We start from the raw sequence: 26,773 nt of genomic DNA on the forward strand, positions 1-26,773 counted from the left end.
AATGAGTAATCATTTACAAAATTTATTAAGCCATACACCTGATCTTCTCAGCAGGAAGGTTTTGGACATTGGATCTGGAAAAGGTGATTTTCTGGTTGAGGTTGCTATTGAGGGAGGAGAGGCGCAAGGAATAGAGAAACATAGAGAATACATAAAGGAAACTCTAAAGAACGCAAAGAGAAACAATGTGTCTGTGAAAGTTACGGAGGGTGTTGCTGAGAAGCTGCCGTTTCAGGATAAAGAATTTGGATTCATAAACATCTCAGAAGTTATAGAACATGTAAAAGATCCGAATCTGCTTATAAAAGAAGCTTACCGTGTTCTAGGGGATGACGGTACTGTGTACATAAGCATTCCAAGCAGGTTTAGTCTTAAGGATCCGCATTTTCATTTGTATTTCGTGAACTGGTTGCCAAGATTCGTGTCGGACTCATTTATCTCTATATTTGGAAAACATAAAGACTACAGTGGCGATGCGGGGAAACAAAGGTTGGGGGAGATGCACTACTACAGATTTTATGACATAAAAAGGGATTTGGTTGAAGAAGGTTTCGAGGTTGTTGATATTAGGGAGGACAAGATTCGAAAGAAGTTTCGAGGTTTGCTAGGGGTAGTCATTCTGATTCTGTATAGACTATTTCTACGTCCATTTTATCTTGATACTTTTCATATCCTTTTAAGAAAATGAAATTAAAATTGAAAACATTATTTCTTTTGTTTTTGTGCCTATGCCGATATGTGGTTTTCGGCAAAGCACAAAAGAAGCAGAAGACTTTTAAAAAGATCGCGATATTCCAAGGAGCAAAGTTGGGGGATATGGTGTGCACCACGCCAATGTTTAGAGCTGTTAAAGAAAAATATCCACAATCTCAACTTGTTGTTATCGGTGACGGTGTGAACAAGCGTCTTCTAGAGCACAATCCTGATGTAGACAGTTATCGTGTGTACAAGGAAGAGGATATTTTCTCGACCATTAAAGAAATAAAGAAAGAAGGTGTGGATTTTGGCTGCATCACCGGACCCAGCTTCCTGAATCTTGCTGTTCTTTATCTGGCTGGCATCCCACTGATTGTTGCTCCTGTAATCAAGAGTGGTTGGAGTCCTTGGGAGACCATGAGTTATAAGATTCTTCGGAGGTTTGTTGAGACCCAACCGCATCACATGGGACAGTATGCCCCCAGAGAATATTTACGTTTGCTTGAGACCATCCACATTTTCACAGATGATACAACAAAACACTTAGTGTTTTCTTCACAAGCTCAGCAAGAGACCAGAGCTTTGCTTGAGCAATACGCCGGTCGATTATTGATTGGCATTTCACCTTCAGCGGGCAATAAGATAAAAGAGTGGCCAACCGAGCGTTTTGCTGAGGTTGCTAATTACATCGCGTCTCGATACGATGCAGTTGTGGTGATTATTGGTGGTCCCGGTGACGGCGAATATGCCAAGAGGATGAAAGCGGGTCTTGATAGAGATGTCGAATATGTTGATACAACGGGGATACTCTCCATTGATGAATTAAAGGCATTGATAAGCAAACTCAATCTTTTTATAAGCGTAGATACTGGACCCATCTATATTGCAGAGGCATTCGGTGTTCCTACGATTGATATAGTCGGACCAGTGGATGAAAATGAACAGCCACCTGTTGGTGAGAGACACAAGATAGTAGTGTTTGGACGAGATAAGCCAGAACTACATATTATGAACTCCAGGATATATAATGAAAAGAAGGCTCGGATGCAAGTCGAGTCAATTAATGTCAAAGATGTTATTTATGAGATTGCAAAATTGGCTGTATTCTTGAAAGAAAATGAAACCAAAAAATCATAAAAAGATTGTCATCGGTGCCGGCTACGGCATGGGGAATCTGGGCGATGAGGCAATCTGCGAGACCATTATTAACGATATTCATTCTGTGGACGGATCTGCGTCCATCACAGTTCTCGTCTTTGAGAAGAACCTCTTTCTTGAGTCACATCCTGACCTTATTGACAACAGACGCATTCGCGTCCTGTCTATGGATTTTCGACGAGGAACTCTGCGTAGACCGAGGAAACTGTTTGATTTATTATTGGGAATAGTTGCTGTGATATATTGCGATATATTTATCTGGGGTGGTGGTAACCTAATCAGGGATAGAAAATACTGGCTTAACATTTATATAAAACCGTTACTGTTAGCTCAAGCTCTAAGAAAGAAGATTATTATATGGTCAATAGGCATTGATAACATCTCTAAGCCTGAGGTTATAAAACTCGCAAATAAGATAAGAAAGGTTGATGCATTTTCGGTAAGAGACAGAGCGAGTAAGGATAATTTTTTGAACATATCAAGACACTTCAATACTGGAGAGATTGATGTTATACGCGATCCAGTATTTCATTTCTCTAGCTTGGTCAAAAGGGTGCCTGCGAAGGATTATTGCACAATCGGGTTTAATATAACTTTTTGGAAGGCAGATTTTTCTAATGAAGACAAGACGGAAGATTTCGCGACTTCGTTTGCAAAGATCTTAAACAGTTTACACGAGAAGATAAAGTTAAGGTTGGTTTACCTTCCGAGTGCGCCAGAAAGAGATTCCTTAATGTATGAGCTTTTGTTAAAGAAAATGGACCCGTATATAAATCTAGAGTACCCAAAGATATCAACCCCATTGCAGTATGTAGAACATACCTCTGAACTCGATTTATTTATCGGTATGAGGATGCATTCCATCATTATGTCTTCAAATGTGACTCGTCTGCCTACCCTTGGAATTATCTATGACGAAAAAGTTCAAGCTTTGAGTGAAGAGGAAGGGTTGGGGGACAACTTCTTTTCTATTGAGGATGTTATAGAGTATCCAGACAAAGTAGAAAGGAAAATATATGATTCCATAGATGATAAGTTACCGGCAATTGATTTTAATAATGTAAGACAGGATTCATTAAAAATGATAGACGTAATAAAACCTATTATTTTCCACAAAGATACTGAATAAATTATGAACAAAATATTGTTTACAACTAGTTGGGATGATGGTTCTGTACTGGACTTGAAGATCGCCGATTTATTATCGCATTATGGTATGAAAGGTACATTCTATATTCCAAAGAGCTTTGATGGAAAAAATGATAAGCATTCTGCTTATAACCGCCGACTCACAGAGAACGAGATTTGTTCTATTGCTACCTCTCATGAGGTGGGAGGACACTCGCTTACTCATCGCAGGCTTACCAACATCTCCTTGGAGGAGGCGAGAGGCGAGATCTTCGCATGTAAGGATTTTTTGGATAAAGTTACCGGTTCTCCAACCAAAGCGTTTGCTTACCCCGGTGGCGAGTTTGACAGGCAGATTACAGGAATAGTTAAAGAGGCAGGGTTTAAAGTTGCCCGAACGACCCAGAAGCTCACCATCCAGATGACTAAAGGACAGTTTCTAATGAGTCCGACTATTATATGTCAGCCATTTCCCTTCCGTAAATTAGACGCAAATCGATACTATTTTGGGAGGATTCTCGACCCTGTGAATGCTTATACACCAAAGCAATTTGTGCCCTCGTGGCAGTCGCTAGCAAGGAAGTGGTTTAAGAAATCTCTTGTTGAAGGCAGCTATTTTCATCTATATGGCCATTCTTGGGAGCTTGAGAAATATGGTATGTGGCAAGAACTTGAATCCTTCTTGAAATTTGTTAAAGAGTATGGCGACGTTATTTATTTGTCCAACAGCGAAGTTATGGAACAGGTATAGAGTCCGACTTTCTTGATGATACATTTCATATTAAACTTAAGATAAGATGAAGCCACAGATGACACCAAAAGAAATTGAGATGATGGAAGAAATACTGTCATCGTATGGTCCACACATCGATGTCTTAGAGTGGGGTAGTGGCGGTAGTACAGTGTACTTCACGCGGTTCCTCCATAGTAAAGATATCTCGTACACATGGACAAGTATTGAATATAACAAGCTCTGGTATGACAAAATATCGGAGGCGGTGAGTAATGACGAAGATGTTGCGCTGAAACTTTTTGATGTTGGAAATACTGAATTAAAACAACCTTATACACAAATGGATGAGTATGTCGCGTACCCTAGGACGCTCGGAAAGAAATACGACGTTATTCTTGTTGACGGAAGGAAGCGACACAGATGCTTGCTTGAAGCAAGTAAGTTATTAAGACCTGGTGGCACCGCGATTCTTCACGATGCGCGAAGGACGTATTACCACGGCGCTTTTTCTGCGTACCCAAACAGTCGCATGCTTTTATGGACGGGTCTCTGGCAAGGAAAGCTGGAAGACCCAGGTTTGATTTGTAGAGCTATAAACTTTATGAGATATTGGTGTTTCCGTGCGTATACATTTTCGTTTCGCTTACGTCCAAGATCCTCATGAAGATAATACTTTTACATGACAGTTTCCCCCCATATAGTTTTGGGGGCGGTGGGATTTCTGTCCAAGGAATTGCCGCTGTTTTGAAAAAAATCGGTCACGATGTCTCCGTTATTACCACGTGCAGGAAAGAAAGCGAGGAAGGAGTTTTCGACTGCGAGGGCATTAGGGTATTTAGGATAGCAAGTGACTACAGTGAAAGATGGCGTGCGTATCGAAGTCTGTATAACAATAAGGTTGTCCATAAGGTAGAGGAGATATTTAAGAAGATAGGTCCAGATGTTGTACATATCAATAGCATACATCACCACCTTTCATATCACTGCCTAAAGCTTGCTAGACAACAATCAGAAGTCGTTATATTTACCGCTCGTGATGTCATGCTATTTAATTTTGGTAAATTGCAGACGAGTAAGTATCTAAGAAATTTTGATTATCGCACAACTTGGCATGACCATATTAAACAAGCAAGGAAGCGATGGAACCCTTTTCGTAATTTTATTATTAAGAGATACCTTAGGTATGCGGATAAGGTCTTTGCGATAAGTAAGTCATTAAGGGATGCTCTTAACCAGAATGATATAGAACACGTTGAGGTTATATACAATGGGATTGATGTTAGTGAGTGGCTTGTTGACCAAAGGATAGTTGTCGATTTTCAGACTAAGTATAGTCTGCAGGGTAGAAGAGTGATTTTATTCGGAGGAAGGTTGAGTGCAGCAAAGGGGGCAGAGAAAACACTTGAAGCACTTGTTAAAATAGTTAAGGAGATACCGAATGCAACACTGCTGGTCATGGGTAAGATTGATTGGTATGCGCAGGTAATGAAAGGGTACGCTCGAGACCTAGATATAGAGGAACATCTTGTTTTTACTGGGTGGATTAAGGGAGATGAAATAAGGGCTGCATATGCGGCCTCTAATGTGGTATTAATGCCATCAATTTGTTTTGATTCTTTTGGCAGGATTAATATAGAAGCGATGGCTTCCAAGAAGCCCGTTATTGGAACTTGTTACGGAGGAACCCCGGAGATTGTAGATGATGGAGTGACGGGTTATATAGTAAACCCCATGTATCCAGAAGAGATTGCCGAAAAGACCTTAGATTTACTCAAAAATCCAGAAAGAGCGGATAGGTTTGGTAAAGCTGGTTACGAGAGAGTAAAGAGTCATTTTAACCTGGAAGACAAGGTAAAAGAATACATTGCTGTATACGAAGCATTGTTAGAGGAAAAGAAAAGTGGGCCAATGTAATCTATTAAAACCATGACCACATTAAAACCCAAAGAGAGAATACTTGTTGTTTGCGGCAAGGATTTTCCTACCACACGCAGAATTAAACACAAGTTTAATATAATCGTAGCAGATAAGATATTTCAAAAGGATGTAGAGACTCTAGGTTGCAGATTTATAGAACTCGGAATGTTTGTTGATCCAGGAAGCGTTTACAAAGCGGGCTCTTTCCTTGAAGAACTCTCTATATTGACCCTCCCGGATGGTTCCCGTCTTTCAAGGCGCTTTATATATAAAGGTTATGAATTATGGTGGATACATTACAATAGTCTTTTTACTTATTTCTCTTTACCATACACTCAATATAAGAGGCTGCTTGAATATCTGAGGGATTTTCAGAGAGTGTCCTTTTATCAGCCTTCATTCAAGAGCCTTTTCTCTTGTTATCTACGTGCGTATGGGTGTGAAGTAAGTACTCTCCATGGGAGACATTTAAAATTTCCATCATTCCTTCCATTTGGTGTCTTATTTCAGATAATCCTTACCCTATTAAGTCTGCCTATTCTCACCATAAAGAAGTCGCCTGCGATGCTATTCACCGGAGACAAGTTTGAAGAAGACAAAGACTATGATTTTAGGATGAAATTTATTTATGAGGAGCTACGACAAAGAAATATCCGTTTTGTTGAATTTATCCGTAGTTTGGAATCGTGGAAGACTGTACTAAAGCATGCACTTAAACGAAGGAGACCTGTGATTTATTCAGACAGTATAGTTTTTATTGGACGGTTTATAAGCATAATATCAGGTGGGCGACGTCGCGCTGAGCAGAAATTTGGCACTCATAAACTTATTTCTGAGACGGATCCTGAGAACCGGTTCAAATATCTGGTGGCTACCCAATACCTCCTTACGGTGTACGATGACGTTTGGGCAATACGGATTATGGAATGGATTTTACACGCGATTGGTATCAGGGTAGCGCTGGTTATAAGTGCATCAGAACGCAGTTTTCACACTGTCTTAGGGTGTAAATTGAATTCCATACCAACAGTTGGAATCATGCACGGTGTTGCATCACGCTACGGAACTCCTTGTGACTTTATGATTGGCTTTGATGGCAAGAAGATGCTTTCGGTTGACAATTATGGTGTTTGGAGTGATTGGTGGAAGGTGCACTATATGAGGAATAGTCAATCGTACAAACCTGAACAGATTCATGTGTCTGGTCCCATGCGTCCGCTTATGTTGGTGGAGGAACAGAATACAACCTCGACATCACAAGATGAACGAATGAGGGTGCTTTTTATCGCCGAGCAAACAGCTGATCCTAGTGAAGTGATGCTATATCTCCATAAGCTTTTACATTGCACGGATATAAGGTTGACGATAAAGTTCCGTCCATATCGCGACGGTTTTGAAATATGGCTTTTAGAGAACGAACCCCAGATCTTAAAACTCCCGCATATAAAGGTTGTTAAGGGAGGTATGCAAGAAGCAATTCAAAATGTCGATGTTGTCGTTGGTTGTCATAGCACCGCTGTACTTGAAGCACTACTTCAGTTAAAAGTTCCCATCTTCCTTCGCACACAAAAGTGGGGTGACTACTACAGCATGACTCAATCAGATAAAACCCGACACCTAATCGCCGAGAATCCAGGAGAGCTCATTGAGCAGATTCAGCACGCAGGCACCATCACCCCAAGTCTTTTAACAGAGTTGCGCGAGCAATACTTTGGTGATCCGCATAAAAACGGGAGCAAGTGGGTGGTGGATCAGGTAGAAGAGATCCTGCAGAAGACAAACTAAGTATTTGTGTTTCTTCTCCACATACCAATACCAATCAATAGTGCTATCAGAGAATTGGATACATTTGCTATCACAAGTCCAAGTACTCCTCCCCAGATTCCTAGAATCACATAAAGTGTGACGAGTATGACACTTTGAATTATGCTTCTGATGAAAATGAGACGAGATAATTTCTGTGATTCAAAAAGGAGGCTGACATAGCGGTTGGGCATTGCAAAGATAAAACCTAACGCTAATATCTGCGAGTAGACAACCCCCTCTATATACTGAGGTAGTAGGTATTTGAATAAATATGGCGAGATAAGTATATATGTGACCGCTATAAGCGTACCGATGAACATTCCCTGGAAGATTCTTTTGTAGAAAACAGTATTTATTTCTTCAGGTGTCTTTGTTGCGAACTTGGGGAATCCTAAGCCGACCCAGTTTTTCATGAATGAGGTTGCTCTGTCTGGTACAGCAAGGGCAAGCCAATACACAGCAAGCTGTGCCGGACCCCAGAAGTGCGTGAGAATGATCTTGTCTATCTGTCCAGTGATTGGTCCAATGAGTCGTATAAAACTTAGCTTGCGACCATACTTGAGTACGTCTCCAACATCGCCCTCTAGAGACGGCTTGAACTTTCGCAGGATGACAATATAAAAGAAGAGTGTTGTGGCAAACGTCGTAATAGCATAAGCGGCTATGAGCCACACTATTTCTCCGCTTAACAGGATTGCAGCTAGAATACCGCCCACATATACGAGAGTGGATATGATGTTCGATATGCTAGCGAATTGGAACTTTCTTTTCCCTTCAAGATAAGCGCCGTATGTATTTAAGGCGAGAGTTGAAGGAACAAAGATACCTAAAATAAGAAAGGATATCGCAAGAAGAGTATTGTCATTTATGAAATAGTATCCGCTGAAGGTAAAGAACGCAGTAAGCATCAACAAGTTCCACTTGAGTTGGTATTTGACAGAAACCCTGAGCGCTCCGTCGTGCCCCGCGGCAACAGCTCTTGCAACTGCGCTGTTCATGCCGGTGAGCGTGAATATATTCAACACGCCTGCTAAGGCAAGGATGTAGCGGTAGAGACCATAAACATCTTTTGGTAGCAAGTTAGCAAAAGCCACTATGAGCCCCAACGAGAGAATGCTCGTGATGGTTTGTCCAAATGTCACCCAAAAGCCGCCTTTGGCGAGGTAGAGCATGTCGGTTTTTGTGTACTTTTCGCTCCAACGGAGGAGGCGATAGAGCTTGTTTCTGGCTTTGGGTATCATGGTATGTATCTTAATCTATTGCGTGCGGTCGAGCTAGCACCACAGGGCGCAGGGTGGTATAGTTTTTCTATGAAAGTTGAGAATATTCTGAGAAAAGTGGTCCTTGCGGGGATCTTTTTGATTCCATTTATTCCGTTCATCGTTTCCTCAAGTCTCTTTTTCCCGTTCATTACCGGGAAAAACTTTGCATTCCGTATCATAGTTGAGATCATCTTTGGCGGCTGGCTCGGGCTTATGCTCTACAATCCGGCGTATCGGCCGCGTTTCTCGTGGCTTCTTGCGGCAATCGCCTCGTTCGTCGGCATCATTGCCCTTGCTGACATTTTTGGCGAGAACCCGCTTAAGAGCATCTGGAGCAACTTTGAGCGCATGGAAGGTCTGGTGACGCTCGTGCATCTCTTTATGTACTTCCTCGTAGTTGGAACTGTCCTTAATACGGAAAAGTTGTGGACACGATTCTTGAATACATCTGTTGCGGTCTCCGGCTTGCTCGGCATCTACGGTCTCTTCCAGCTTTGGGGATTCATCACCATCAACCAAGGTGGTGTGCGACTTGATGCAACATTCGGCAACGCGACGTATCTCGCAATCTACATGCTTTTCCATGTATTCATCACTGCACTGCTTTTGATGCGTTTTAAAGGGGATCGAATCGTGCGACACCTCTATATAGGAATCATGGCGCTACAGGTGATGATGATCTACTTCACTGCGACACGTGGTGCGATTCTCGGTCTTCTCGGCGGAGTGATTTTCGCCGGATTGCTCGTTGCTATTTTTGAACGAGAACAAAAGACACTTCGCAAGACCGCAATCGGTGCGGTAGTCGCGGTGCTTCTTGTTGTTGGCGGGTTCTTCGCTATCAAGAACACTGAGTTTGCAAAGGGGAGCCCGGTGCTTGGTCGTTTCACCAACCTCTCACTCTCAAGCGGTACGGTTGACGCGCGCTTCCAGATTTGGGGCCTAGCTATTGAAGGGGTCAAAGAACGACCACTTCTCGGTTGGGGGCAGGAGAATTTTAACTTTGTCTTTAATAAGTACTACAAGCCGGAGCTCTACAAGCAGGAGCAGTGGTTTGACCGCACGCACAACATTGTCTTCGACTGGCTGATTGCCGGTGGCATCCTCGGTTTCCTCGCGTACCTTGCTATAGCACTCGCGACACTCTTCTACCTGTGGCGGCCGCGTAATACCTTCTTGTCTATTCCTGAGAAGAGTGTCATCACCGGTTTGCTCGCGGGTTACGGCTTCCACAACCTCTTTGTATTCGACAATATCATAAGCTACATTCTCTACTTCACGGTGATGGCGTTCGTGTGCTTCTCGTATCGGGAGAGCATCAAGCCTGAAGTGGGTGAGGTAGAAACAAAGACTCTCGGTACCGACATAACCTCCCGTGTGTATGTGCCAATTATTGTTGTGATTACCATTATGGCGCTGTATCTAGTGAACGGGAAGCCGATACTCACCGCGCACGCGCTCCTTCGCGCAATTGCGACACAGCCGGGGAGCGCAGAGCAGATTGAGTCGTTCAAGAAAGCGTTTTCGTACGACACATTTGGCAACCAGGAAGCAGCAGAGCAGCTTGCGCAGATCTCGACACGCATCGCAGCGAATCGTTTTGATATTGAGGTAAAGCAGCAATACCTCTCGCTTACCGAGACGGAGATGCAGAAGGTTGTCGACCGGGTACCAAACGACGCACGCACACAGCTTTTCTTCGGGACAGTATTTGACTCGTTCAGTCAGTACGCAAAGGCGCAGCCGCACCTTGTGCGCGCGAACGAGCTCTCACCCAAAAAACCAACCATCCTCTATCAGCTTGGTTTTAATGCATTCAATCGAGGTGATACAGCGGGCGGACTTGGGATCTTTAAGGAAGCATATGAACTTGCTCCAGAATCGAAGGACGGAGCGATTTACTACGCGGTTGGTGCGGTGAATTCAGGCGACCGAGCTCTCCTTGAGGATATCCTTATCCCAACGTTTGGTTCCATCATTGTCGATAGCGACCACTTGGTGCAGGCGTACTTTAATAATGGGATGCTCCATGAGGTGCTTGCGGTATGGAGATTGCGCGTCGAAGAAGACCCAAACAATCCACAGAAACGCCTTGGGCTCGCCGCTGCGTATCTTGAGCTTGGTCAACGCCAGAATACGATAGCTGAGCTTGAGAAGATGATCGAGCTTGATCCAAACTATAAAGCGCAAGGAGAGTACCTTATCCGTGAGATTCGTGCCGGAAGGAATCCGTAATTAGAGTAGAGGTTGCATTTTTTTGAGAATGTGCTATATTATATTCGTGAGTGTCACATTCGTGTGGCTCTAACGAAAATCTGCGTAAGTCCCGCCCTCGTGGCGGGTTTTACGTTTCTGAAGAAATACCCATTTAAATATACATTTAAATGGGTATTTCTTTTAGGTTGCACAGTGCATTGTGAAGCGCGTATACTAAGTGGGTGCGGCGATCCTCCCAAGGTACGGGGGACGGCGGCACTCACATTAGATCTTCGTTTTGGAGCTCGCACCCGTTCCCCATATCTCGGTGGGATCGCTTGCAGAAAAAACAAAACCGATACACATGTATCGGTTTTGTTTTTTTAAAAAGTACATGAACACAACAACAGTATTAATAACGTCATTAATGCTGTCGGTGATAAACATTTAACTAAAAAGATCTAACGTTACAGATTTTTTATTTTTTGAATTATTTTTTGTTATCCACAAAAACTTTTTAACTTTTTATTGTGTTTGCACGTTGTACGTTCGATAATATAAGTAACTTCTCTAACGCGTTACAACGTTTTCTTTTGTACAAAAGAGGAGGGGTCGACATTACTAAGAAGATCATTCATTAGACATCATGCCAGCACGAAAACGAAAAGCAGCTAAGAAGACAACACGTCGCAAGGTTGCTAAGAAAGCAGCTAAGAAGACGACGCGTCGCAAGACAACTCGTCGTAAGGTTGCTAAGAAAGCAGCTAAGAAGACGACGCGTCGCAAGACAACTCGTCGTAAGGTTGCTAAGAAAGCAGCTAAGAAGACAACTCGTCGTAAGGTTGCTAAGAAAGCAGCAAAAAAGACTACCCGTCGACGAAAGCGATAGTAGCCTCTTTGCAGGACTATTTCTAACAAAATCCCCCGGAGAGGTCAATGACCACCTCCGGGGGATTTTGTGCTACTATAGGTGCGTATGATTACTGCTTTTAAGAAGCTATTTGGTGACGAGCATGCCACGGCACTCAAGAAACTGAACCCCATCGTCGCGAAGATAAACGAGCTTGAGCAGGCTACTGCGCCACTCTCTGATGATGACCTTCGTGCGCGGACGGCTGAATTCCGCACTCGACTCAAAGAGGGGGAGACTCTCGACGATCTTCTACCAGAGGCGTTTGCTGTCGTGCGTGAAGCGGCGAAGCGAACACTCGATCAGCGCCACTACGACGAGCAGCTTCTCGGCGGCATCGCGCTTCACCAAGGCGACATCGCAGAGATGCGCACTGGAGAAGGGAAGACTTTAGTTGCAACACTTCCGGTGTACCTCAATGCGCTTCCCGGGAAGGGTGCGCATGTGGTGACAGTAAACGACTACCTCTCACGGCGTGATGGTGTGTGGATGGGGCAAGTCTACGCATTCCTCGGTCTCTCAGTCGGTGTCATAAATCAAGGACAATCATTCCTCTATGACCAGTCTCATACAAATAAAGGAGAAGACGAGGAGCGTGATGAGCTTGGTTCGTTTAAGGTAATCCACGAATTCTTACGCCCATGTAGCCGAAAAGAGGCATACGAGGCAGACATTACGTACGGGACAAACAACGAGTTTGGGTTTGATTACCTTCGCGACAATATTGAATACGAGAAAGAGAAGCTCCGCCAACGTGAGTATTATTTCGCTATTGTTGATGAGGTAGACTCGATTCTTATTGATGAGTCGCGCACACCGCTTATCATCTCGGCGCCGACAGTCGAGTCGGAAGATCTCTACACAACATTTGCGGACATTGCGCGGCGATTTGTGAAAGATACCGATTTCTCTGTCGATGAAAAGCAGAAAGCAATCACACTAAGCGATGAGGGTATCGAGAAAGCGGAGAAAATTCTCGGTGTCGAGAATATCTATACTGAAGGTGGTATTAAGTATGTGCATCATCTCGAGACCGCCGTGCGCGCAAAGGCACTTTTTGAAAAGGACAAAGAATATGTTGTGAAGGATGGGGAGGTGGTTGTTGTTGATGAATTCACCGGACGTCTCCAGCCAGGGCGACGGTGGTCGGAAGGACTCCATCAGGCAATTGAGGCAAAGGAGGGTGTCGAGATCCAACGTGAGTCGCGCACCTTTGCGTCAATCACATTTCAAAACTATTTCAGGCTCTACGATAAGCTCGCGGGTATGACGGGAACCGCAGAGACATCCTCGGAAGAGTTCTATAAAGTGTATGGACTCAATGTACTCCCTATCCCGACCCATGTGCAACCGCAGCGTATTGACCGCGACGACCTCATCTACCAGAGCGAACTCGGCAAGTTTAAAGCTGTTGCGCGAAAGGTGGGTGAGCTTCACGAGAAGGGACAACCAGTTTTGATTGGCACGGTTTCTATTGAGAAAAACGAGCTCTTAAGTGCCTACCTCAAGCAAGCAGGTGTTCCACACCAAGTGCTTAATGCCAAGAACCACGAGCACGAGGGCGAGATCATTGCACAGGCCGGAAAGCGCGGAAATGTGACTATTGCGACTAACATGGCTGGTCGCGGTGTCGACATTAAGCTCGGTGGTAACCCCGGGACTGAAGGTGAGTATGAAGCGGTTAAAGCACTCGGCGGACTCTTTGTTTTGGGTACCGAGCGACACGAAGCACGCCGTATCGACAACCAGCTCCGTGGACGCTCGGGTCGCCAAGGGGATCCAGGTGAGACACAGTTCTTTGTCTCTCTTGAGGACTCGCTTATGCGTGTCTTTGCATCCGACATGATTAAAAACATGATGGGGCGTTTTGGTATTCCTGAGGATCAGCCTATTGAAAACAAGATGATCACACGTTCACTTGAGTCGGCACAGACCAAGATAGAAGGATTCCATTTTGATGCCCGCAAACACGTGCTTCAGTACGACGATGTGCTCAATCAACAGCGTTCGTCGGTGTATCGAGACCGTCACGCAATACTTGTTGGTCAAGATGATGACGTTCTGCAGCGACTCGATGGGATCATCTCCGGTGATGCGAGATTGATCAAGGTTATTACCGAGAAAAAAGAAGAGCTTGGCAAAGATGCGTTTGTAACCACGGTACGCAGGATGTTGCTCCAAATTATTGACATGTTGTGGGTGGAGCATCTCGAGATGATGGATTATCTACGCGGCAGTGTGAACCTGCGAGCATACGGTCAGCGCGATCCACTCGTTGAGTATAAGAAAGAAGGTTTGCGTATGTTCAAGGATATGGAGGGTTCATTTGCACATCATGTGCGTGAAGCACTCCCAAAGATAGGTGCCACTGCATTCTCACAGGAAGAACAAAAGATGAAAGAAGTGCACGAGAGTGCACGGCTCATTGGTGGTGATGTTGCACCGGGAAGCGTAGCGAAACAGGTGCCCGTCTCGGGAGTAAAAAAAGTCGGACGTAACGACCCATGTCCGTGCGGATCAGGGAAGAAGTATAAACATTGCCATGGAAAGTAATATCAAAACAGGGAAGTATCGGCATTATAAAGGCGGCGAGTACGAGGTCATCGGTGTTGGGAAGCACTCCGAGACACTTGAAGACTTTGTTATTTATCGGCATCGAGACAATGAACTCTCCGAGCTCTGGGTGCGGCCGCTCGGAATGTTTCTTGAGACCGTCGAAGTGGACGGCAGAGAAGTGCCACGGTTTGCATATATTGGTTAGTAATTCAACGCCCAATCATATAATGTGGCGTTGATTTTGATAATGGAAAAGGTATCATAAGGAGTGTATGGGACTCATCACAAAACTCCTTCTTACCGTCCTCACGCTTCTTTTGGTGTCGCGCTACATTCCCGGAATCGAGGTGTCCGGGTTCTACATCGCGCTTATTGTTGCGGTGGTGCTTGGCCTCATCAACCTCATTATCAAGCCGATTCTGGTGCTTCTCACACTTCCAATTAACCTCCTCACACTTGGCCTCTTCACATTTGTTATAAACGCCGGCCTCTTCTGGTTTGTATCCACTTTCGTTGAAGGATTCACTGTCGATGGGTTCATCCCGGCGTTCATTGGTGCGCTTTCGATTGTGGTAGTGCACTGGCTCGCCGAGAAGATTGTTGACTAAGGTTGCGTATGTTGTACTCCTTAAGACTTCATTGCGTATCAGTACGGGTTTGTTATAGTTCTCAGGCATGAAATTCATAGACGAAATAACTTTGTTTGCAACGGCGGGCACCGGTGGCGATGGTGTGGTTCGCTGGATCCAAGCGCGCGGTATGCCGCGCGGTGGTCCTGGCGGTGGCGATGGCGGCAGAGGTGGTGACGTATACGCGCGCGCGATACGTGACATTGCGAAGCTTGCACAGTATCGGAGTGATCCGAAGTTTCGTGCAGAGGACGGCGAGCCAGGTCAGAATCATCGCAAACACGGCAAAGATGGTGAGTCAATCTACATCGAGCTTCCTATCGGTTCGCGTGTGACAAATAAGACAACTGAAGAATCCTTCGAGCTTCTTCATGAGGGAGAAGAGGTGTTGGTCTTGCGCGGTGGTCCTGGAGGGTTTGGTAACGAGCACTTCAAGAGTTCACGCAACGTAAAGCCAACAAAAGCAACAAAAGGAAAGGAGGGCGAAGAAGCAGAGTTGTATGTAGAGCTTTCTCTGATAGCTGATGCGGGACTCATCGGGCTCCCAAATGCTGGTAAATCGAGTTTGCTCAACGAGCTCACCAGCGCCAAGGCAAAAGTGGGGAGCTACCAATTCACCACACTCGACCCCAACCTCGGTGATTTTTATGGATTCATACTTGCTGATATACCCGGTCTCATTGAGGGTGCCTCTGAAGGGAAGGGGCTTGGTCACAAATTTCTCAAGCATATTACTCGCACAAAACTCCTCCTCCATTGTGTCTCGCTTGAGAGCAGTGATCCACTTGCTGACTATCGCACGATCAGGAAAGAGTTAACCGCGTACAACGAAGCACTCGGCGAGCTTCCTGAGATTGTTGTGCTTACCAAGACCGATCTGGTCCCAGAAGAAGAACAAAGTCGTCTGAAAGATCTCTTTAGAGAGGAGATAGGGGAGGACGTATTTACCGTGTCGATACTCGATAACGAATCAATCAAGAGTTTCTCCGACTCACTCGCGAGTATCCTCGCGTCTGCTTAGTGGTTGCCGAAGTTATTTGAACACAGCCTTGAGGGCAAACACAAAGACAAACCTAGCGATATGTCGCCAAGTCTGCGTGGTTGATATTATATGATCCCCCTTCTCTTTCAGTGGGGGAGGAGATTTGCTATAGTAACGAGTACTTATGGAATACACGCCTACAATTGGTCTAGAGATTCACGCAGAATTAAAGACCAAGACAAAGATGTTCTGCGACTCCAAGAACGACCCAAACGAACGTGAACCCAACGTGAACATATGCTCTGTGTGTATGGCGCACCCGGGGGCGCTTCCGGTCATCAATAGGGAGGCGGTGAAGCATGTACTTCGAGTCGGACTCGCGCTTGGTGGAGAGCTTGCCGACTTCACTGAGTTTGATCGCAAGAATTATTTTTATCCCGACATCCCCAAAGGTTATCAGATCAGCCAATACAAACACCCGCTTATCTCCGGTGGAAGCCTTAACGGAATTGAATTAACTCGAATTCACCTGGAAGAAGATACCGCACGCTCTACTCATGACAAAGGCGAGAGAAGTCTAGTTGATTTTAATCGTGCGGGGATTCCACTCATGGAACTCGTAACAGAACCGGTTATTAGTAACGCAATTGATGCAGGTAACTTTGCGCGTGAACTACAACTACTCCTTCGTTATCTTAAAGCGAGTGATGCAAACATGGAGAAAGGTGAGATGCGTGTTGAAGCAAATATCTCAGTGAGTAAGACAGGCGAGAAAGGAACCAAGGTAGAGGTGAAGAACCTCAATTCGTTCCGTTCTGTCGAGCGAGCTATTGCATACGAGACCAGGCGACAGATTGAAGTGCTTGAGAGTGGCGGGACAGTCGTTCAAGAGACACGTGGATGGGATGAGAATAAACAAGAGACATTCTCTCAGCGTATGAAAGAAGAATCGCACGATTATCGCTATATGCCTGACCCTGACCTCCCAAAACTACGCATCTCGGAGATTCGAGATTTTGAGAAGAGTGAACTTACAAAAGAACTTCCCGAACTCCCATGGGAGAACCGAAGACGCTACGTTGAGGAATATGGAATGAAGCCCGAGGATGCAGAACTCTTTGTTCATGACATGGGCGTGCTAAAGAGGCTCCTTGAAGAGCACGTGATCCCTGCATTCAAAGATGATAAGAAGAGATTTGGCTTAGCGGTTAACTATATCGCCTCGGATATTGTTGGCACGCTATCTCGGATGGGCGAGAGCGCACGCGAACTGGGGGAGAATTTTGTAGAACTCATCACCATGGTAGATGAGGGTCTCTTGTCATCTCGAGGTGCAAAAGACACCCTCGCAACTCTCCTTGTAGAGGGTGGAAGCGCCAAGGAGGTGGCAGAGGATAAAGGGTTACTACAAGAAAGTAACGAAGGAAAGATCGCCCTGCTTGTCGATGAAATCATTGAAGAGAACCCAGAAGCAGTAAAAGAGTATAAAGAAGGCAAAGAAGCGTCTCTGAAGTTCCTTGTCGGGCAAGGTATGAAGAAGAGCAGTGGGTCGGCAAACCCTCAGATTCTTTCAAAACTTTTGATAGAAAAGATGTCCTAGAAAATAAAGCTAGTCTGTCTAAACGACATACCTGTTTTCCAATCCACATGCGTGGATTTTTTTATTGCAAAAGGAGCGTATAATTAAAGTATATGGACAGTCTTACTATCGGAGGGAAAAACCACATCTCGTCAAAACGAGCAGCCGAGCTCATGGGCTACACCCAAGACTACATCGGGCAGCTTGCGCGTGCTGGAAAGATTGACGCAAAGCGCGTCAGTGGTGTGTGGTACATCTCCGAAGATGAATTCTCTGGCAACGATACTGATCAGAGCAACAATACAGATATTGGCGAGACTAATACTGCTGATCGGGTAGCAGGCGGAAAGACTAATAGTGGCAACGTAAAAGATGAAAGCGAGACAATCATTCTTGAAGGTGATAAATATATCTCGTCAAAACGAGCAGCCGAGCTCATGGGCTACACCCAAGACTACATCGGGCAACTTTGTCGCGCCGGAAAGATTGAAGCACGACAAGTCGGCAGAAGTTGGTATGTACCAATGACACGTATTGAAGGGGAGCAGGAGATACTGCAGACGCCAACTAGAGAAGTTAACAACGAAGAAGAAGCTCCTTTCAGGGAACCTACTCTAGAACACACACCTGTTACTAATAAAGGTGCTGATATTTTGATTCAATCCGCGTATACCTATACAAATGACGAAAAGCCGCTTATTCCGACACCGCAGCGTGTATCGCGGCCACTTCTCCACGAGATACTTGCTGAAGAGCGTGATTCCGGGGTCTTGCAGACGGTAGATCGTGATACATATCACACAGAAGACTCTCTTGAACCAACTCCGAGTCGGGTACACGGAGTGATTCCGGCGCAAGAGACTAAGATCAAGAAGACAGAGAGCAATCCAGTAGCGACTCCTTCTAGACTAAGCACAATACTCCGTGTGGGCACAGTTGCTGCCATGATTGTATTTTCTTCTCTCTCTTTCTCATATGCCCCATATAAGACGGCATACAGCACACGCGGCGTTGTTGAGGGGGATCAAGTAGAGGTTGCTATTCAAGCAGATGTATTGCAAGCGGGTGTGGGCAGAGTGGGCGTCAGATCGTCTTTCCTTGAGAAAGGTATAGATTTCCTCTTGAAGACGTTTGGATCAGAGCTAGAATACAAGGCAAAATAAACCAATAAGTCGTCATCATACACCATCTCGGCAATACGAGATGGTGTTTTTGCTTCTTTAACTCATTTATATATCGAAAGAAGATCTTTTCTGGAGATCTTCGTATCATATTATATGTCCGGACAGCCGACCTGTCTCTTCATTGCGGTGTATTTTCATTATCAATAACAATCGTCACAGAGATATTCTTCCAAGGAGTTTGAATGTTTTTTAAAAAGACATCTTAAAGGGCGTTTATCCCCACACTAAAGGACAATGTCTTTTAGAAAGTGTTGTAATATATAGATAATTCGTGTTAGCGACCATATGCCAGAAGGTATTTTCTTAAATAACAAAAAATATTTCTCTTCTCGAGATGCGGCGAGTTATGCCGGCTATACCAACGACTACGTCTCCCGGCTCTGTCGCGAGGGAAAGGTGCCTGGGCAGATGATGGGTCGGGTGTGGCATGTCGAGGCGGAGCCGTTTCTTGAATTCATTCTTGGGCAGGAGCAGAAGAAGGTCGAGCAGTCACAAGCGCTCTCAGAAGGACGAAAGAAGACATACCAAAAGAGTGTTGAAGAAGATGAGATTGAGAAGCTCACGAGTCTCAGTATTCCGCGTGTCGCACTCCCAGTGCCCGCCATCTCCCGAGAGTTGATCGAGAAGTCTGTCGCACTCAGCTTTGCGGTCTTTCTTGTGTTTGGTTCGTACTTGGCAAAAGATTCTGAATTTGTTCGTGCGACACCTGCGGCGATTGTGTCGTACGCGACAGAGGTGCGCAACAACACACTCGGCATGGTCGAGGGTGTTCGTGAGGGTGTAGAACTTTCTTCAGTACAAACACGATCCCTTATCTCGAGTGTCGCAAGCGGTGCTTACACAGATGAAATAAAAGAACAGTTCTCTCTTAAAAATATCTCTCTTGCGGCTTCCAACTTCGGGGGGCGCATTCTTGATGTAATCGAGCGTGGTATGAAAGGATACCTTTCATTAGTTGTCCTAGCTGGCGAAGGTGTTGTTTCGGTAAGTGATGCAATCGCTAAACTCCCTGTTGTTGCACGCGAGGCATCAGTCGCAGACATTGTCGCGTACAGCACGCAAAAGGTACAAGATGTTGCGGCTAGCACTTCAGGCGGACTGGGCAACGCACGCGAATATTTTTTGGTCTCGATTGCTCGTGGTGTAGATGGGGCGAAGCAGATTTTCCAGAATTCTCACACAACACTCGCCGCGGTGAATGTTCCTGATTTCTTTGGGAGTCTTTCAAGCAGTATTCGTTTTGGCATCATCGACTGGCTCGACATCCAATCAGAAGGAGTGGTCACTACTCCTTCCTTTGTAGAGGAGCCACAGGCAGTTATTGAACATCCAGTGATTGAGCGGGTCGTGGAGACGAGGGAGACGATCGTGCGTAGCGGTATCACCGAAGAGTATGTGCTTGCCAAACTCGAGGAACTTAACAATAAACTATCTTCAAAGATATACGATCTCACTGCTAGCAATGCATCAAGTATCGCTAGTAACTTCAATACAATCGCAAAGACGAATATCATTAACAAACTCAAGTCAGTAACGATCACAAGCTCAACGATCACTGATTCGACGATCAATGGCAATTCAACATTCTCCGGAACGACTGGTTCATTCAGCGGAGCGGTCGATGTCGGGTCGCTCACAGTGGGTGGTGAGGTAATCACTGGCGGGCTTACTGTCGGTACCGACGGGATTGTCTTTGTGAGTAGTTCCGGCAATGTAGGTATTGGTACCACCTCACCATACGCAAAACTCTCTGTGGTAGGAGAGGTGGTTGCCGCTAACTTCACCGCCACCTCAACGAGCGCGACCTCAACTTTCAATGGCGCACTTCTCGCAACACGCGCACCAACGCTTCCACATACATTTTCAGTTTGGTCACCTGGCGCCAGTGGCTCCAATTATGCTGACGCTTCTCTCGTGATTAATCCAGCTTCATCCGTTGCCGATGGAAACCTGATCACCGCCTCTGTAGGTGGGTCGGTTAAATTCATTGTTGACGCCGAGGGAGGTGTGTTTACTAACTCACTTACCTCAGTTGGTGGCGTGACGCTCTCGACCACTACTGCGGCAACGTTCACAGTTGAAGGCAACACTACGTTGGGTGACTCTGTCTCTGATGTAACCACAATCAACGGTACACTCACTGTAACTGGACAGACGTCTGTCTCAACAGTTGATGGTAACTTCGGCGTGGGCACCACGTCTCCATGGGCACGTCTCTCGGTTGCGGGGGTGTCGAATGGTACCGACCCACTCTTTACAATCTCCACCTCAACCGCATCAGCAACCTCAACTGCGGTGTTAGTTGATGCAAACGGCAACTTTGGTATCGGTACTACATCACCATCTGCAACTTTTGCGGTTGAAGGTGACGCGTATATTAACGGGGTGATCACCACCGACCTCACTACTTCAGGGATCGTCGACTTCAGTGGTACGGGTACCACAACCTTTGGAGGTGACATAGAAGTACAGGGTCTTTCTGCAATCAATTACCTTGAGACACCATTCATCTATGCGACCTCTACCACTGCCACGTCGACATTCGCCGGCGGTCTTGCAATAGAGACCACCGGACTGGTGTATGACTATTCGACGAATAGAGTGGGAATTGGGACGGCATCACCAAGTCAGTCGCTTGATGTGTACGGAAAGATAGCACAAAACGGATTGCAGATGTTGTACAACGCTAACGCAGGCGGCTACACAGGGTCGCTATTCTTTGGTAGTGGTGGAGGAAGCCTTTCCCATACATCAGGAAGTGAAGGATATTATAATACAGCGGTTGGATATGATACCCTGCTTTCAAATACAACCGGAAGTTATAACTCAGCACTTGGATACAAAGCGCTCTACTCAAATACCACGGGAGACAGCAACACTGCTGTAGGGAAGGACGCGCTTCGGTATAATACGACCGGGTTTCAGAATACCGCCATAGGACTCGACGCGCTTCAAGCTAATACCGAGGGGTATAACAACTCCGCCCTAGGATTCGATGCTCTTTACTCAAATACCACAGGATACACCAACATTGCTGTAGGGATGAGCGCGCTCTACCGCAATACCGAGGGGTTCGATAACGTCGCAGTGGGATACGAGGCACTCCATGATAACACCATCGGAGATGGAAGTGTTGCTTTAGGTCTCGGTGCCCTCTACAACAACACTACCGGGGGTTGGAATGTCGCTTTGGGGCCTCACGCCGGCAGGTACGTCACTGGTAGTGTCGCGAATGAGTCTTCTGAGTACTCAGTGTACATTGGTGCGAACACAAAAGGGTTTGCAGACGGTGATTCAAACGAGATTGTTATCGGCTACAACGCCACCGGTATAGGATCCAATACGGTAACTCTCGGAAACGACTCTATTGTTACCACAGCACTTAAGGGAAATGTCGGCATCGGTACCACAACCCCGTGGGGCAAGCTCTCCATTGAGATGGATACAACCGATCCGTCCTTTGTCGTCTCCAACCAGGGCTCATCAACCCCTGCACTCTATGTCTCGGGTGTAAACCAGGACGGCGTCGTGGGTATTGGTACGACCGGTGGCACCGGTCGCAGACTCGATGTCTTTGACGCGGGCAATCCGCAGTTGCGTCTCTCGCAGACGAGCAGTATCTACACGAACTTCCAAGTTGCAGCAAGCACTGGAGACCTCACGATCGACCTCAACCCGAACACAAGCGCGACAAACATTTACCTTACACAAACAGGCGGTTCGACCGGTGCAAACCTGCGTGTGTGTGAAGGTTCGGCCTGCCCGAGTGTGACGATCTCAAGCGGTGGTAATGTGCTCGCCGAGAACGGTTTCTACTTCGGCAACGGCTACAAGCTCGACCAGGTCGCTGGCACCACGACCGAGATTGCGGTGTATGACACCAGTGCGACTGCGATCATCATCTTCGATGAGTTCTAATATATATGAGCAACTTTCTTTCAACATATTTTGATGAAGCAAGATTATTTTTCCGCAATTTCACGGAGTGGTTTTTGCTTTTACTTATTTTCACGATTTTCTTCTTTCTGTTTGGTCTCAAAGAGGTCGTGTTCTTTGAGCGCGTCTTCATGCTTCCACTTCCAACAAACCCATCGTTTGCTGCAGATTTCTTTAATCAGATGGTCGTGGATCTTGTGCCGCATGAGGTGTTGCTCGTGGTGACGGGTCCACTCGCGGCATTCATTGCACAGATCAAGATCGCGCTTCTCCTGGCGTTTGTCTTTACGCTTCCGGTCTTCTTGTATCGCTTTGTGCACTACCTCTCACCCGCGCTTCGTGGGCGCGAGAAGCGAACAATCTTTGCTGTTGCGTTCCTGTCGGCGCTCCTCTTTGCTCTCGGCGGACTCTTCTCGTACCTCGTCTTAATTCCACCAACGTTTGACATTCTTTACGTATACACCGGTGCAATTGATGCGGCTCCGTTCTTCACTGTAAATGAGTTTGTCGGGCTTGTACTCTCATTTGTACTCGCGACCGGTATTCTCTTCCTACTGCCGGTTGTGCAAGTGCTTCTCACGCGTCTCGGAATCGTTTCTCCACAATTTTGGCGTCAGCAATGGCGCTATGCATTGGTAGTTTTCCTTGTGGTCTCTGCTATAATTACACCAGATGGCAGTGGGGTGACGATGGTGTTTCTCTCACTCCCTATGACAGGTCTCTACCTCATCGGTAGCGCTGTGGCGCAACCGATGAGGAGTGGAAAGTGGAAAGTGGAAAGTTGAAAGTATGAAAATAACTTTTAACCTTACAAACCTAATACCTAATTACTAAAACCTAACACCTAATAATATGTTTGGACTCGGAATATCAGAAATAATAATTATCTTGCTTGCCGTGGGGATTCTTCTCTTTGGAAGCAATAAGATCGTTGATCTTGCGCGCTCAATGGGCCGCTTCACTGGAGAATTCAAAAAAGGAAAGCGCGACATTGAGAACGAGATCACCAAAGCAGAGCAGGAGAACATGGGAGGTGCGCCAGTATCAGAGAATGATCAGGCGTTGACTCAAGAAGATTCATCAACTGAAGAGGTGGGTGATACCCAAGATAAGAGTCGCTCATAATCCTTGACGCGTAACTTGCAAACATCCATGCCTATGTCTGAGAAAGAGGAAAATACATTTGAGAAATTCAACAAGAACCGCCGACAATTCCTTGTCGTTGGCGGTGCGAGTGTAGCTTCGTTTTTCTTGGGAAAGATCTTTGGTCCGAGCATCAATCTCTTCTCGCAAGATATCCCGATTAGCGAGAGAGATTTTAAGGATTTTCGCATCGTGGAGACCAACAAGGAGATGAAGCTCTACGATCGTAAGGGCAACGAGCTCTTCATCGTTGACAAGGAAAGCTTCCGCGAATAAAGGCAAAGCCTTTATTCGCGAAAACTTTCCAGTTGAAAGTTATAAAGTTCATAAAGTTAGAAAGTGTGCGACGATGAAGATAGAAAAATTTGAAGATATCCTCGCGTGGCAGAAAGCTCAAAAACTGACTCTTTTTGTCTACAAAACATTTCGTAACAATAAGGATTTTGGCTTTAAAAATCAGATAGAGAGAGCGGCGGTCTCAGTGATGAATAATATAGCCGAAGGATTTGAGCGCCAGACAAACAAGGAGCTGACAAACTTCCTGTTTATCGCAAAAGGTTCTTGTGGAGAGGTTAGGTCTATGCTCTATGTTGCTCTTGAGTTAAAATGTATTACAAAAGCAGACTTTGACGAAATGTATAAAATGTCGGTGGAGATATCAAAGATGCTTTCGGGATTGATCAAGACTTTATAACTTTACAAACTTTTAACTTTCAACTCGTTTCTCTATGACAATGCGCATCTCAGCAACCCGAATAGACATGGACGACAAGACGCTCCAGAAGCCGGTCCTCAAGGACTATGGCGAGACAGTGAACGCGCTTGGCTCCGGAGGCGGCACGCGAGATGTCGACCTCACACTCGGCAACGTGGTGACCTGCACAGTCTCTACAAGCACCAACACATTCACATTCTCGAATCCGTCTGCATCAGGCACCGCCTGCAGCTTCACGCTCATCCTCACCAACGGCGGTTCACAGACCGTCAATTGGCCCGCGTCTGTTGGCTGGGCAGGCGGTACCGGACCGACCTTGACCAGCTCAGGTGTCGACGTCATCACCTTTGTCACAATCGACGCCGGCACGACATGGTATGGTTTTGCTGCCGGTCTGGCTATGGCGTAGTCTATTGTGCTGTGCTCTGTAGGATTTTTGTCTTAGATTCTTATTTCTCTTATGCCCTTCGGAACTTCATTCAGAACACTTCTTGCGAGCGCGAGTAACGGAAGTGGCGGCGGTTTTAATCTGACAGTTTCTTCCACGACTAACAAGTTCAACCTGTACAATGCGCTTATCGCAGACGGGTGGAACGGGACTGATGTCGTCGAAGCCACGGTCACCGTGGACACCGGGGTAGTTGTCTATTCGGATACCACGGCGACCGCAGCATTTGATGCGACAGGGCTTCCGGCTGGGTCCACCTTATCGCTGATCAACCTTGGCTATCTGTACGGTAAGGGGGGAAACGGCGGCGCTGGCGGCTGGAGAGGTGGAGATAATTATCCGACCAATGGTGCCGCAGGTTCGGCAGGCGGAACCTCCTTCAAGACAGACAGTAATTGCACTGTCGAAATAACCAACGCCAATGGCTACATTTATGGTGGAGGCGGAGGCGGTGGCGGAGGCGGTGGCGGGTACTTAATCGGAGGTCACGATTGCGGCATAACCGGTGGTGGCGGCGGAGGCGGTGGTGCAGGGTATTCTGGCGGTGGCGGCGGAAGCGGCGGAAATATGTCAGGCTCCGGCTGTACTATCGGAAAATGTAGTGGCACTGCCGGATCAACAGGATCATCCTCTTCCGGAGGTGGTCCGGGTAGTGGCTGTACGGTTAACATCTGCGTTAGCGGCAACGGCGGCGGGGGTGGCGGTCTAGGTGCTGGCGGAAGTTCTGGTAGCAATGCGTCGTCCTGTAATTCTATGAACAAATCTGGTGGAGGTGGCGGCGCAGCCGGTAAATCCGTCGAAGGCAACACCTACGTCACTTTCTTGTCTGGTGACGATTCGACACACGTAAAAGGACCAAAAGTATAATTATGACAAAAAAGTACGACTTCAAAATTATGAGACTGGATCGTGATAACAAAACCATCGAAATTGAGTGGGATAACAAGCTCGTTCTTTCATATGACATACCATTTGATGATAATGGGATACCACTAAAGGACCAGTATTTTTTGGATTGGGTTGCCCGCAATGTCCCTGAGGATGATTTGAGAAAGAAAGAGAGAGTGAATCTGCTCACAGATGCTGATGTCAATATTTTGAATGGACTCAGCGGTACCGTTGAACCTCTCTCAGGTAAGAATTCTTGTGGGCTTCCTGGAGAATGTAGTGTCGAAAGTGCGATGAAGGAGCTTGTGTGGATTGCGAGTTTCCCAAAGTCCGGTAATACGTGGTTTCGGGTCATGTTATACGAGACTCTTTTTGGAAAGTTGGTAAACAAAGATTTAGATGATTTATTACCTAACAGTCTGGGGGATCTTCGCGTACATCGAAATACACAGTTCATAAGGACCCACGACCTGCCACTTATGCACAAGTGTCCAGCAAAGGCGATATACCTAAAACGCGATTGGTCGGGAGTGATGCAATCCGCCGACAACCATCAAGAGTTTGCAGGATACAACGTCCTCAAGACCGTGGGTGCCTCTCATGGCGAGCATATTGCCGCATGGGAGAGCCGGAGCGATTGTCCGGTTCATGTGATTCGCTACGAAGAGATGTGCAAAGACCCGGTTGGTATATTTGTCAAAGCCGCAGAGTTTCTCGGCTTGGATGCTGTTGTGGCTGCGCAAGTGGCAGCACGAGTGAACAAGGCTTACATGCGGAAGCTCGAGGACGCAGGGCTTCTTGGCATGCACGTTAATTCAGCCCCGGGATTCGGGGGAAAGACCCGGTTCATTAGATAAACACTGTTACGTATCGCATTCGGGGGAACACCCGCCTAAGGCTAAAGGTG

The 26,773-nt window shown here is 46.2% G+C and carries 24 protein-coding genes; 23 read left to right on the plus strand and 1 reads right to left on the minus strand.

The window, feature by feature from the left end; all coding sequences use genetic code 11:
* Nucleotide 1: 1 nt before the first annotated feature.
* From OQJ98_01025 to OQJ98_01055, 7 genes are all read left to right on the plus strand, one after another.
* Nucleotides 2-688 (plus strand): class I SAM-dependent methyltransferase, encoded by a 687-nt coding sequence (locus OQJ98_01025; protein ID MCW9054547.1) that lies wholly within the window; start codon nt 2-4, stop codon nt 686-688.
* Nucleotides 685-1,833, plus strand: a complete 1,149-nt coding sequence (locus OQJ98_01030) for a glycosyltransferase family 9 protein (protein ID MCW9054548.1) — start codon at nt 685-687, stop codon at nt 1,831-1,833. Before OQJ98_01025 ends, OQJ98_01030 begins: the two co-directional genes overlap by 4 nt.
* A complete protein-coding gene (locus tag OQJ98_01035) occupies nt 1,814-2,983 on the plus strand; it encodes a polysaccharide pyruvyl transferase family protein (GenBank protein MCW9054549.1) in 1,170 nt (389 codons plus the stop codon). Before OQJ98_01030 ends, OQJ98_01035 begins: the two co-directional genes overlap by 20 nt.
* A 3-nt stretch (nt 2,984-2,986) precedes the next feature.
* On the plus strand, nt 2,987-3,733 hold the full coding sequence (locus OQJ98_01040) for a polysaccharide deacetylase family protein (protein ID MCW9054550.1): 747 nt from the start codon (nt 2,987-2,989) through the stop codon (nt 3,731-3,733).
* 46 nt (nt 3,734-3,779) lie between these two features.
* Nucleotides 3,780-4,379, plus strand: coding sequence for a class I SAM-dependent methyltransferase (locus OQJ98_01045; GenBank protein MCW9054551.1), 600 nt, complete (start codon nt 3,780-3,782; stop codon nt 4,377-4,379).
* A complete protein-coding gene (locus OQJ98_01050; GenBank protein ID MCW9054552.1) occupies nt 4,376-5,629 on the plus strand; it encodes a glycosyltransferase family 4 protein in 1,254 nt (417 codons plus the stop codon). Before OQJ98_01045 ends, OQJ98_01050 begins: the two co-directional genes overlap by 4 nt.
* A 567-nt stretch (nt 5,630-6,196) precedes the next feature.
* Nucleotides 6,197-7,417: a hypothetical protein gene (locus OQJ98_01055; protein MCW9054553.1), complete on the plus strand. Its 1,221-nt coding sequence runs from the start codon at nt 6,197-6,199 to the stop codon at nt 7,415-7,417.
* On the opposite strand, the gene OQJ98_01060 is transcribed toward OQJ98_01055, so the two are convergent.
* Nucleotides 7,414-8,679 (minus strand): oligosaccharide flippase family protein, encoded by a 1,266-nt coding sequence (locus OQJ98_01060; GenBank protein MCW9054554.1) that lies wholly within the window; start codon nt 8,677-8,679, stop codon nt 7,414-7,416. The genes OQJ98_01055 and OQJ98_01060 overlap by 4 nt on opposite strands.
* A 69-nt stretch (nt 8,680-8,748) precedes the next feature.
* On the opposite strand from OQJ98_01060, the gene OQJ98_01065 reads away from it, so the two are divergent.
* The 16 genes from OQJ98_01065 to OQJ98_01140 all read left to right on the plus strand — a co-directional run bounded on the left by OQJ98_01065 (nt 8,749) and on the right by OQJ98_01140 (nt 26,723).
* A complete protein-coding gene (locus OQJ98_01065; protein MCW9054555.1) occupies nt 8,749-10,935 on the plus strand; it encodes an O-antigen ligase family protein in 2,187 nt (728 codons plus the stop codon).
* 607 nt (nt 10,936-11,542) lie between these two features.
* Nucleotides 11,543-11,785: a hypothetical protein gene (locus OQJ98_01070; protein ID MCW9054556.1), complete on the plus strand. Its 243-nt coding sequence runs from the start codon at nt 11,543-11,545 to the stop codon at nt 11,783-11,785.
* Nucleotides 11,786-11,872: 87 nt separating this feature from the next.
* Nucleotides 11,873-14,359, plus strand: coding sequence for a preprotein translocase subunit SecA (secA, locus tag OQJ98_01075; GenBank protein ID MCW9054557.1), 2,487 nt, complete (start codon nt 11,873-11,875; stop codon nt 14,357-14,359).
* Entirely contained in the window at nt 14,349-14,567 is a 219-nt protein-coding gene (locus tag OQJ98_01080) for a DUF1653 domain-containing protein (GenBank protein MCW9054558.1), read from the plus strand. The genes secA and OQJ98_01080 overlap by 11 nt, the downstream gene beginning before the upstream one ends.
* A 67-nt stretch (nt 14,568-14,634) precedes the next feature.
* Nucleotides 14,635-14,970 carry a phage holin family protein gene (locus OQJ98_01085; GenBank protein ID MCW9054559.1) on the plus strand — a complete coding sequence of 112 codons (336 nt, stop codon included), beginning with the start codon at nt 14,635-14,637 and terminating at the stop codon, nt 14,968-14,970.
* A gap of 67 nt (nt 14,971-15,037) precedes the next feature.
* A complete protein-coding gene (gene obgE / locus OQJ98_01090; protein ID MCW9054560.1) occupies nt 15,038-16,012 on the plus strand; it encodes a GTPase ObgE in 975 nt (324 codons plus the stop codon).
* Between the two features lie 145 nt (nt 16,013-16,157).
* Complete coding sequence (gene gatB, locus OQJ98_01095; GenBank protein MCW9054561.1) at nt 16,158-17,573, plus strand: Asp-tRNA(Asn)/Glu-tRNA(Gln) amidotransferase subunit GatB; 1,416 nt, start codon at nt 16,158-16,160, stop codon at nt 17,571-17,573.
* A 92-nt stretch (nt 17,574-17,665) separates the two neighbouring features.
* Nucleotides 17,666-18,715: a helix-turn-helix domain-containing protein gene (locus tag OQJ98_01100; GenBank protein ID MCW9054562.1), complete on the plus strand. Its 1,050-nt coding sequence runs from the start codon at nt 17,666-17,668 to the stop codon at nt 18,713-18,715.
* A gap of 306 nt (nt 18,716-19,021) precedes the next feature.
* Complete coding sequence (locus OQJ98_01105; protein ID MCW9054563.1) at nt 19,022-22,654, plus strand: hypothetical protein; 3,633 nt, start codon at nt 19,022-19,024, stop codon at nt 22,652-22,654.
* Nucleotides 22,655-22,659: 5 nt separating this feature from the next.
* The gene (locus OQJ98_01110) at nt 22,660-23,457 is read left to right on the plus strand and encodes a twin-arginine translocase subunit TatC (GenBank protein MCW9054564.1); all 798 of its coding nucleotides are present in this window, start codon (nt 22,660-22,662) and stop codon (nt 23,455-23,457) included.
* Nucleotides 23,458-23,524: 67 nt separating this feature from the next.
* The gene (locus OQJ98_01115) at nt 23,525-23,797 is read left to right on the plus strand and encodes a twin-arginine translocase TatA/TatE family subunit (protein ID MCW9054565.1); all 273 of its coding nucleotides are present in this window, start codon (nt 23,525-23,527) and stop codon (nt 23,795-23,797) included.
* A gap of 33 nt (nt 23,798-23,830) precedes the next feature.
* Nucleotides 23,831-24,091, plus strand: a complete 261-nt coding sequence (locus tag OQJ98_01120) for a hypothetical protein (GenBank protein ID MCW9054566.1) — start codon at nt 23,831-23,833, stop codon at nt 24,089-24,091.
* A 73-nt stretch (nt 24,092-24,164) separates the two neighbouring features.
* Entirely contained in the window at nt 24,165-24,509 is a 345-nt protein-coding gene (locus OQJ98_01125; protein ID MCW9054567.1) for a four helix bundle protein, read from the plus strand.
* A gap of 67 nt (nt 24,510-24,576) precedes the next feature.
* Nucleotides 24,577-24,939, plus strand: a complete 363-nt coding sequence (locus tag OQJ98_01130; protein MCW9054568.1) for a hypothetical protein — start codon at nt 24,577-24,579, stop codon at nt 24,937-24,939.
* A gap of 51 nt (nt 24,940-24,990) precedes the next feature.
* Nucleotides 24,991-25,845, plus strand: a complete 855-nt coding sequence (locus OQJ98_01135) for a hypothetical protein (protein MCW9054569.1) — start codon at nt 24,991-24,993, stop codon at nt 25,843-25,845.
* A gap of 2 nt (nt 25,846-25,847) precedes the next feature.
* Nucleotides 25,848-26,723 carry a sulfotransferase domain-containing protein gene (locus tag OQJ98_01140; GenBank protein ID MCW9054570.1) on the plus strand — a complete coding sequence of 292 codons (876 nt, stop codon included), beginning with the start codon at nt 25,848-25,850 and terminating at the stop codon, nt 26,721-26,723.
* Nucleotides 26,724-26,773: the final 50 nt, after the last annotated feature.

It is taken from the genome of Candidatus Paceibacterota bacterium, from assembly GCA_026195275.1.
GTDB lineage: Bacteria > Patescibacteriota > Minisyncoccia > Phycocordibacterales > JABMNX01 > JABMNX01.

Excerpts from the sequence above, each read along its gene's own strand:
- OQJ98_01030 (MCW9054548.1), top strand. The coding sequence starts at position 685 with ATGAAATTAAAATTGAAAACATTATTTCTTTTGTTTTTGTGCCTATGC.
- OQJ98_01080 (MCW9054558.1), top strand. The coding sequence starts at position 14,349 with ATGGAAAGTAATATCAAAACAGGGAAGTATCGGCATTATAAAGGCGGC.
- secA (MCW9054557.1), top strand. The coding sequence starts at position 11,873 with ATGATTACTGCTTTTAAGAAGCTATTTGGTGACGAGCATGCCACGGCA.
- OQJ98_01055 (MCW9054553.1), top strand. The coding sequence starts at position 6,197 with ATGCTATTCACCGGAGACAAGTTTGAAGAAGACAAAGACTATGATTTT.
- OQJ98_01115 (MCW9054565.1), top strand. The coding sequence starts at position 23,525 with ATGTTTGGACTCGGAATATCAGAAATAATAATTATCTTGCTTGCCGTG.
- OQJ98_01085 (MCW9054559.1), top strand. The coding sequence starts at position 14,635 with ATGGGACTCATCACAAAACTCCTTCTTACCGTCCTCACGCTTCTTTTG.
- OQJ98_01025 (MCW9054547.1), top strand. The coding sequence starts at position 2 with ATGAGTAATCATTTACAAAATTTATTAAGCCATACACCTGATCTTCTC.
- gatB (MCW9054561.1), top strand. The coding sequence starts at position 16,158 with ATGGAATACACGCCTACAATTGGTCTAGAGATTCACGCAGAATTAAAG.
- OQJ98_01040 (MCW9054550.1), top strand. The coding sequence starts at position 2,987 with ATGAACAAAATATTGTTTACAACTAGTTGGGATGATGGTTCTGTACTG.
- OQJ98_01135 (MCW9054569.1), top strand. The coding sequence starts at position 24,991 with ATGCCCTTCGGAACTTCATTCAGAACACTTCTTGCGAGCGCGAGTAAC.
- OQJ98_01125 (MCW9054567.1), top strand. The coding sequence starts at position 24,165 with ATGAAGATAGAAAAATTTGAAGATATCCTCGCGTGGCAGAAAGCTCAA.
- OQJ98_01105 (MCW9054563.1), top strand. The coding sequence starts at position 19,022 with ATGCCAGAAGGTATTTTCTTAAATAACAAAAAATATTTCTCTTCTCGA.
- OQJ98_01130 (MCW9054568.1), top strand. The coding sequence starts at position 24,577 with ATGGACGACAAGACGCTCCAGAAGCCGGTCCTCAAGGACTATGGCGAG.
- OQJ98_01035 (MCW9054549.1), top strand. The coding sequence starts at position 1,814 with ATGAAACCAAAAAATCATAAAAAGATTGTCATCGGTGCCGGCTACGGC.
- OQJ98_01050 (MCW9054552.1), top strand. The coding sequence starts at position 4,376 with ATGAAGATAATACTTTTACATGACAGTTTCCCCCCATATAGTTTTGGG.
- OQJ98_01120 (MCW9054566.1), top strand. The coding sequence starts at position 23,831 with ATGTCTGAGAAAGAGGAAAATACATTTGAGAAATTCAACAAGAACCGC.
- OQJ98_01060 (MCW9054554.1), bottom strand. The coding sequence starts at position 8,679 with ATGATACCCAAAGCCAGAAACAAGCTCTATCGCCTCCTCCGTTGGAGC.
- OQJ98_01045 (MCW9054551.1), top strand. The coding sequence starts at position 3,780 with ATGAAGCCACAGATGACACCAAAAGAAATTGAGATGATGGAAGAAATA.
- OQJ98_01100 (MCW9054562.1), top strand. The coding sequence starts at position 17,666 with ATGGACAGTCTTACTATCGGAGGGAAAAACCACATCTCGTCAAAACGA.
- obgE (MCW9054560.1), top strand. The coding sequence starts at position 15,038 with ATGAAATTCATAGACGAAATAACTTTGTTTGCAACGGCGGGCACCGGT.
- OQJ98_01070 (MCW9054556.1), top strand. The coding sequence starts at position 11,543 with ATGCCAGCACGAAAACGAAAAGCAGCTAAGAAGACAACACGTCGCAAG.
- OQJ98_01110 (MCW9054564.1), top strand. The coding sequence starts at position 22,660 with ATGAGCAACTTTCTTTCAACATATTTTGATGAAGCAAGATTATTTTTC.
- OQJ98_01065 (MCW9054555.1), top strand. The coding sequence starts at position 8,749 with ATGAAAGTTGAGAATATTCTGAGAAAAGTGGTCCTTGCGGGGATCTTT.
- OQJ98_01140 (MCW9054570.1), top strand. The coding sequence starts at position 25,848 with ATGACAAAAAAGTACGACTTCAAAATTATGAGACTGGATCGTGATAAC.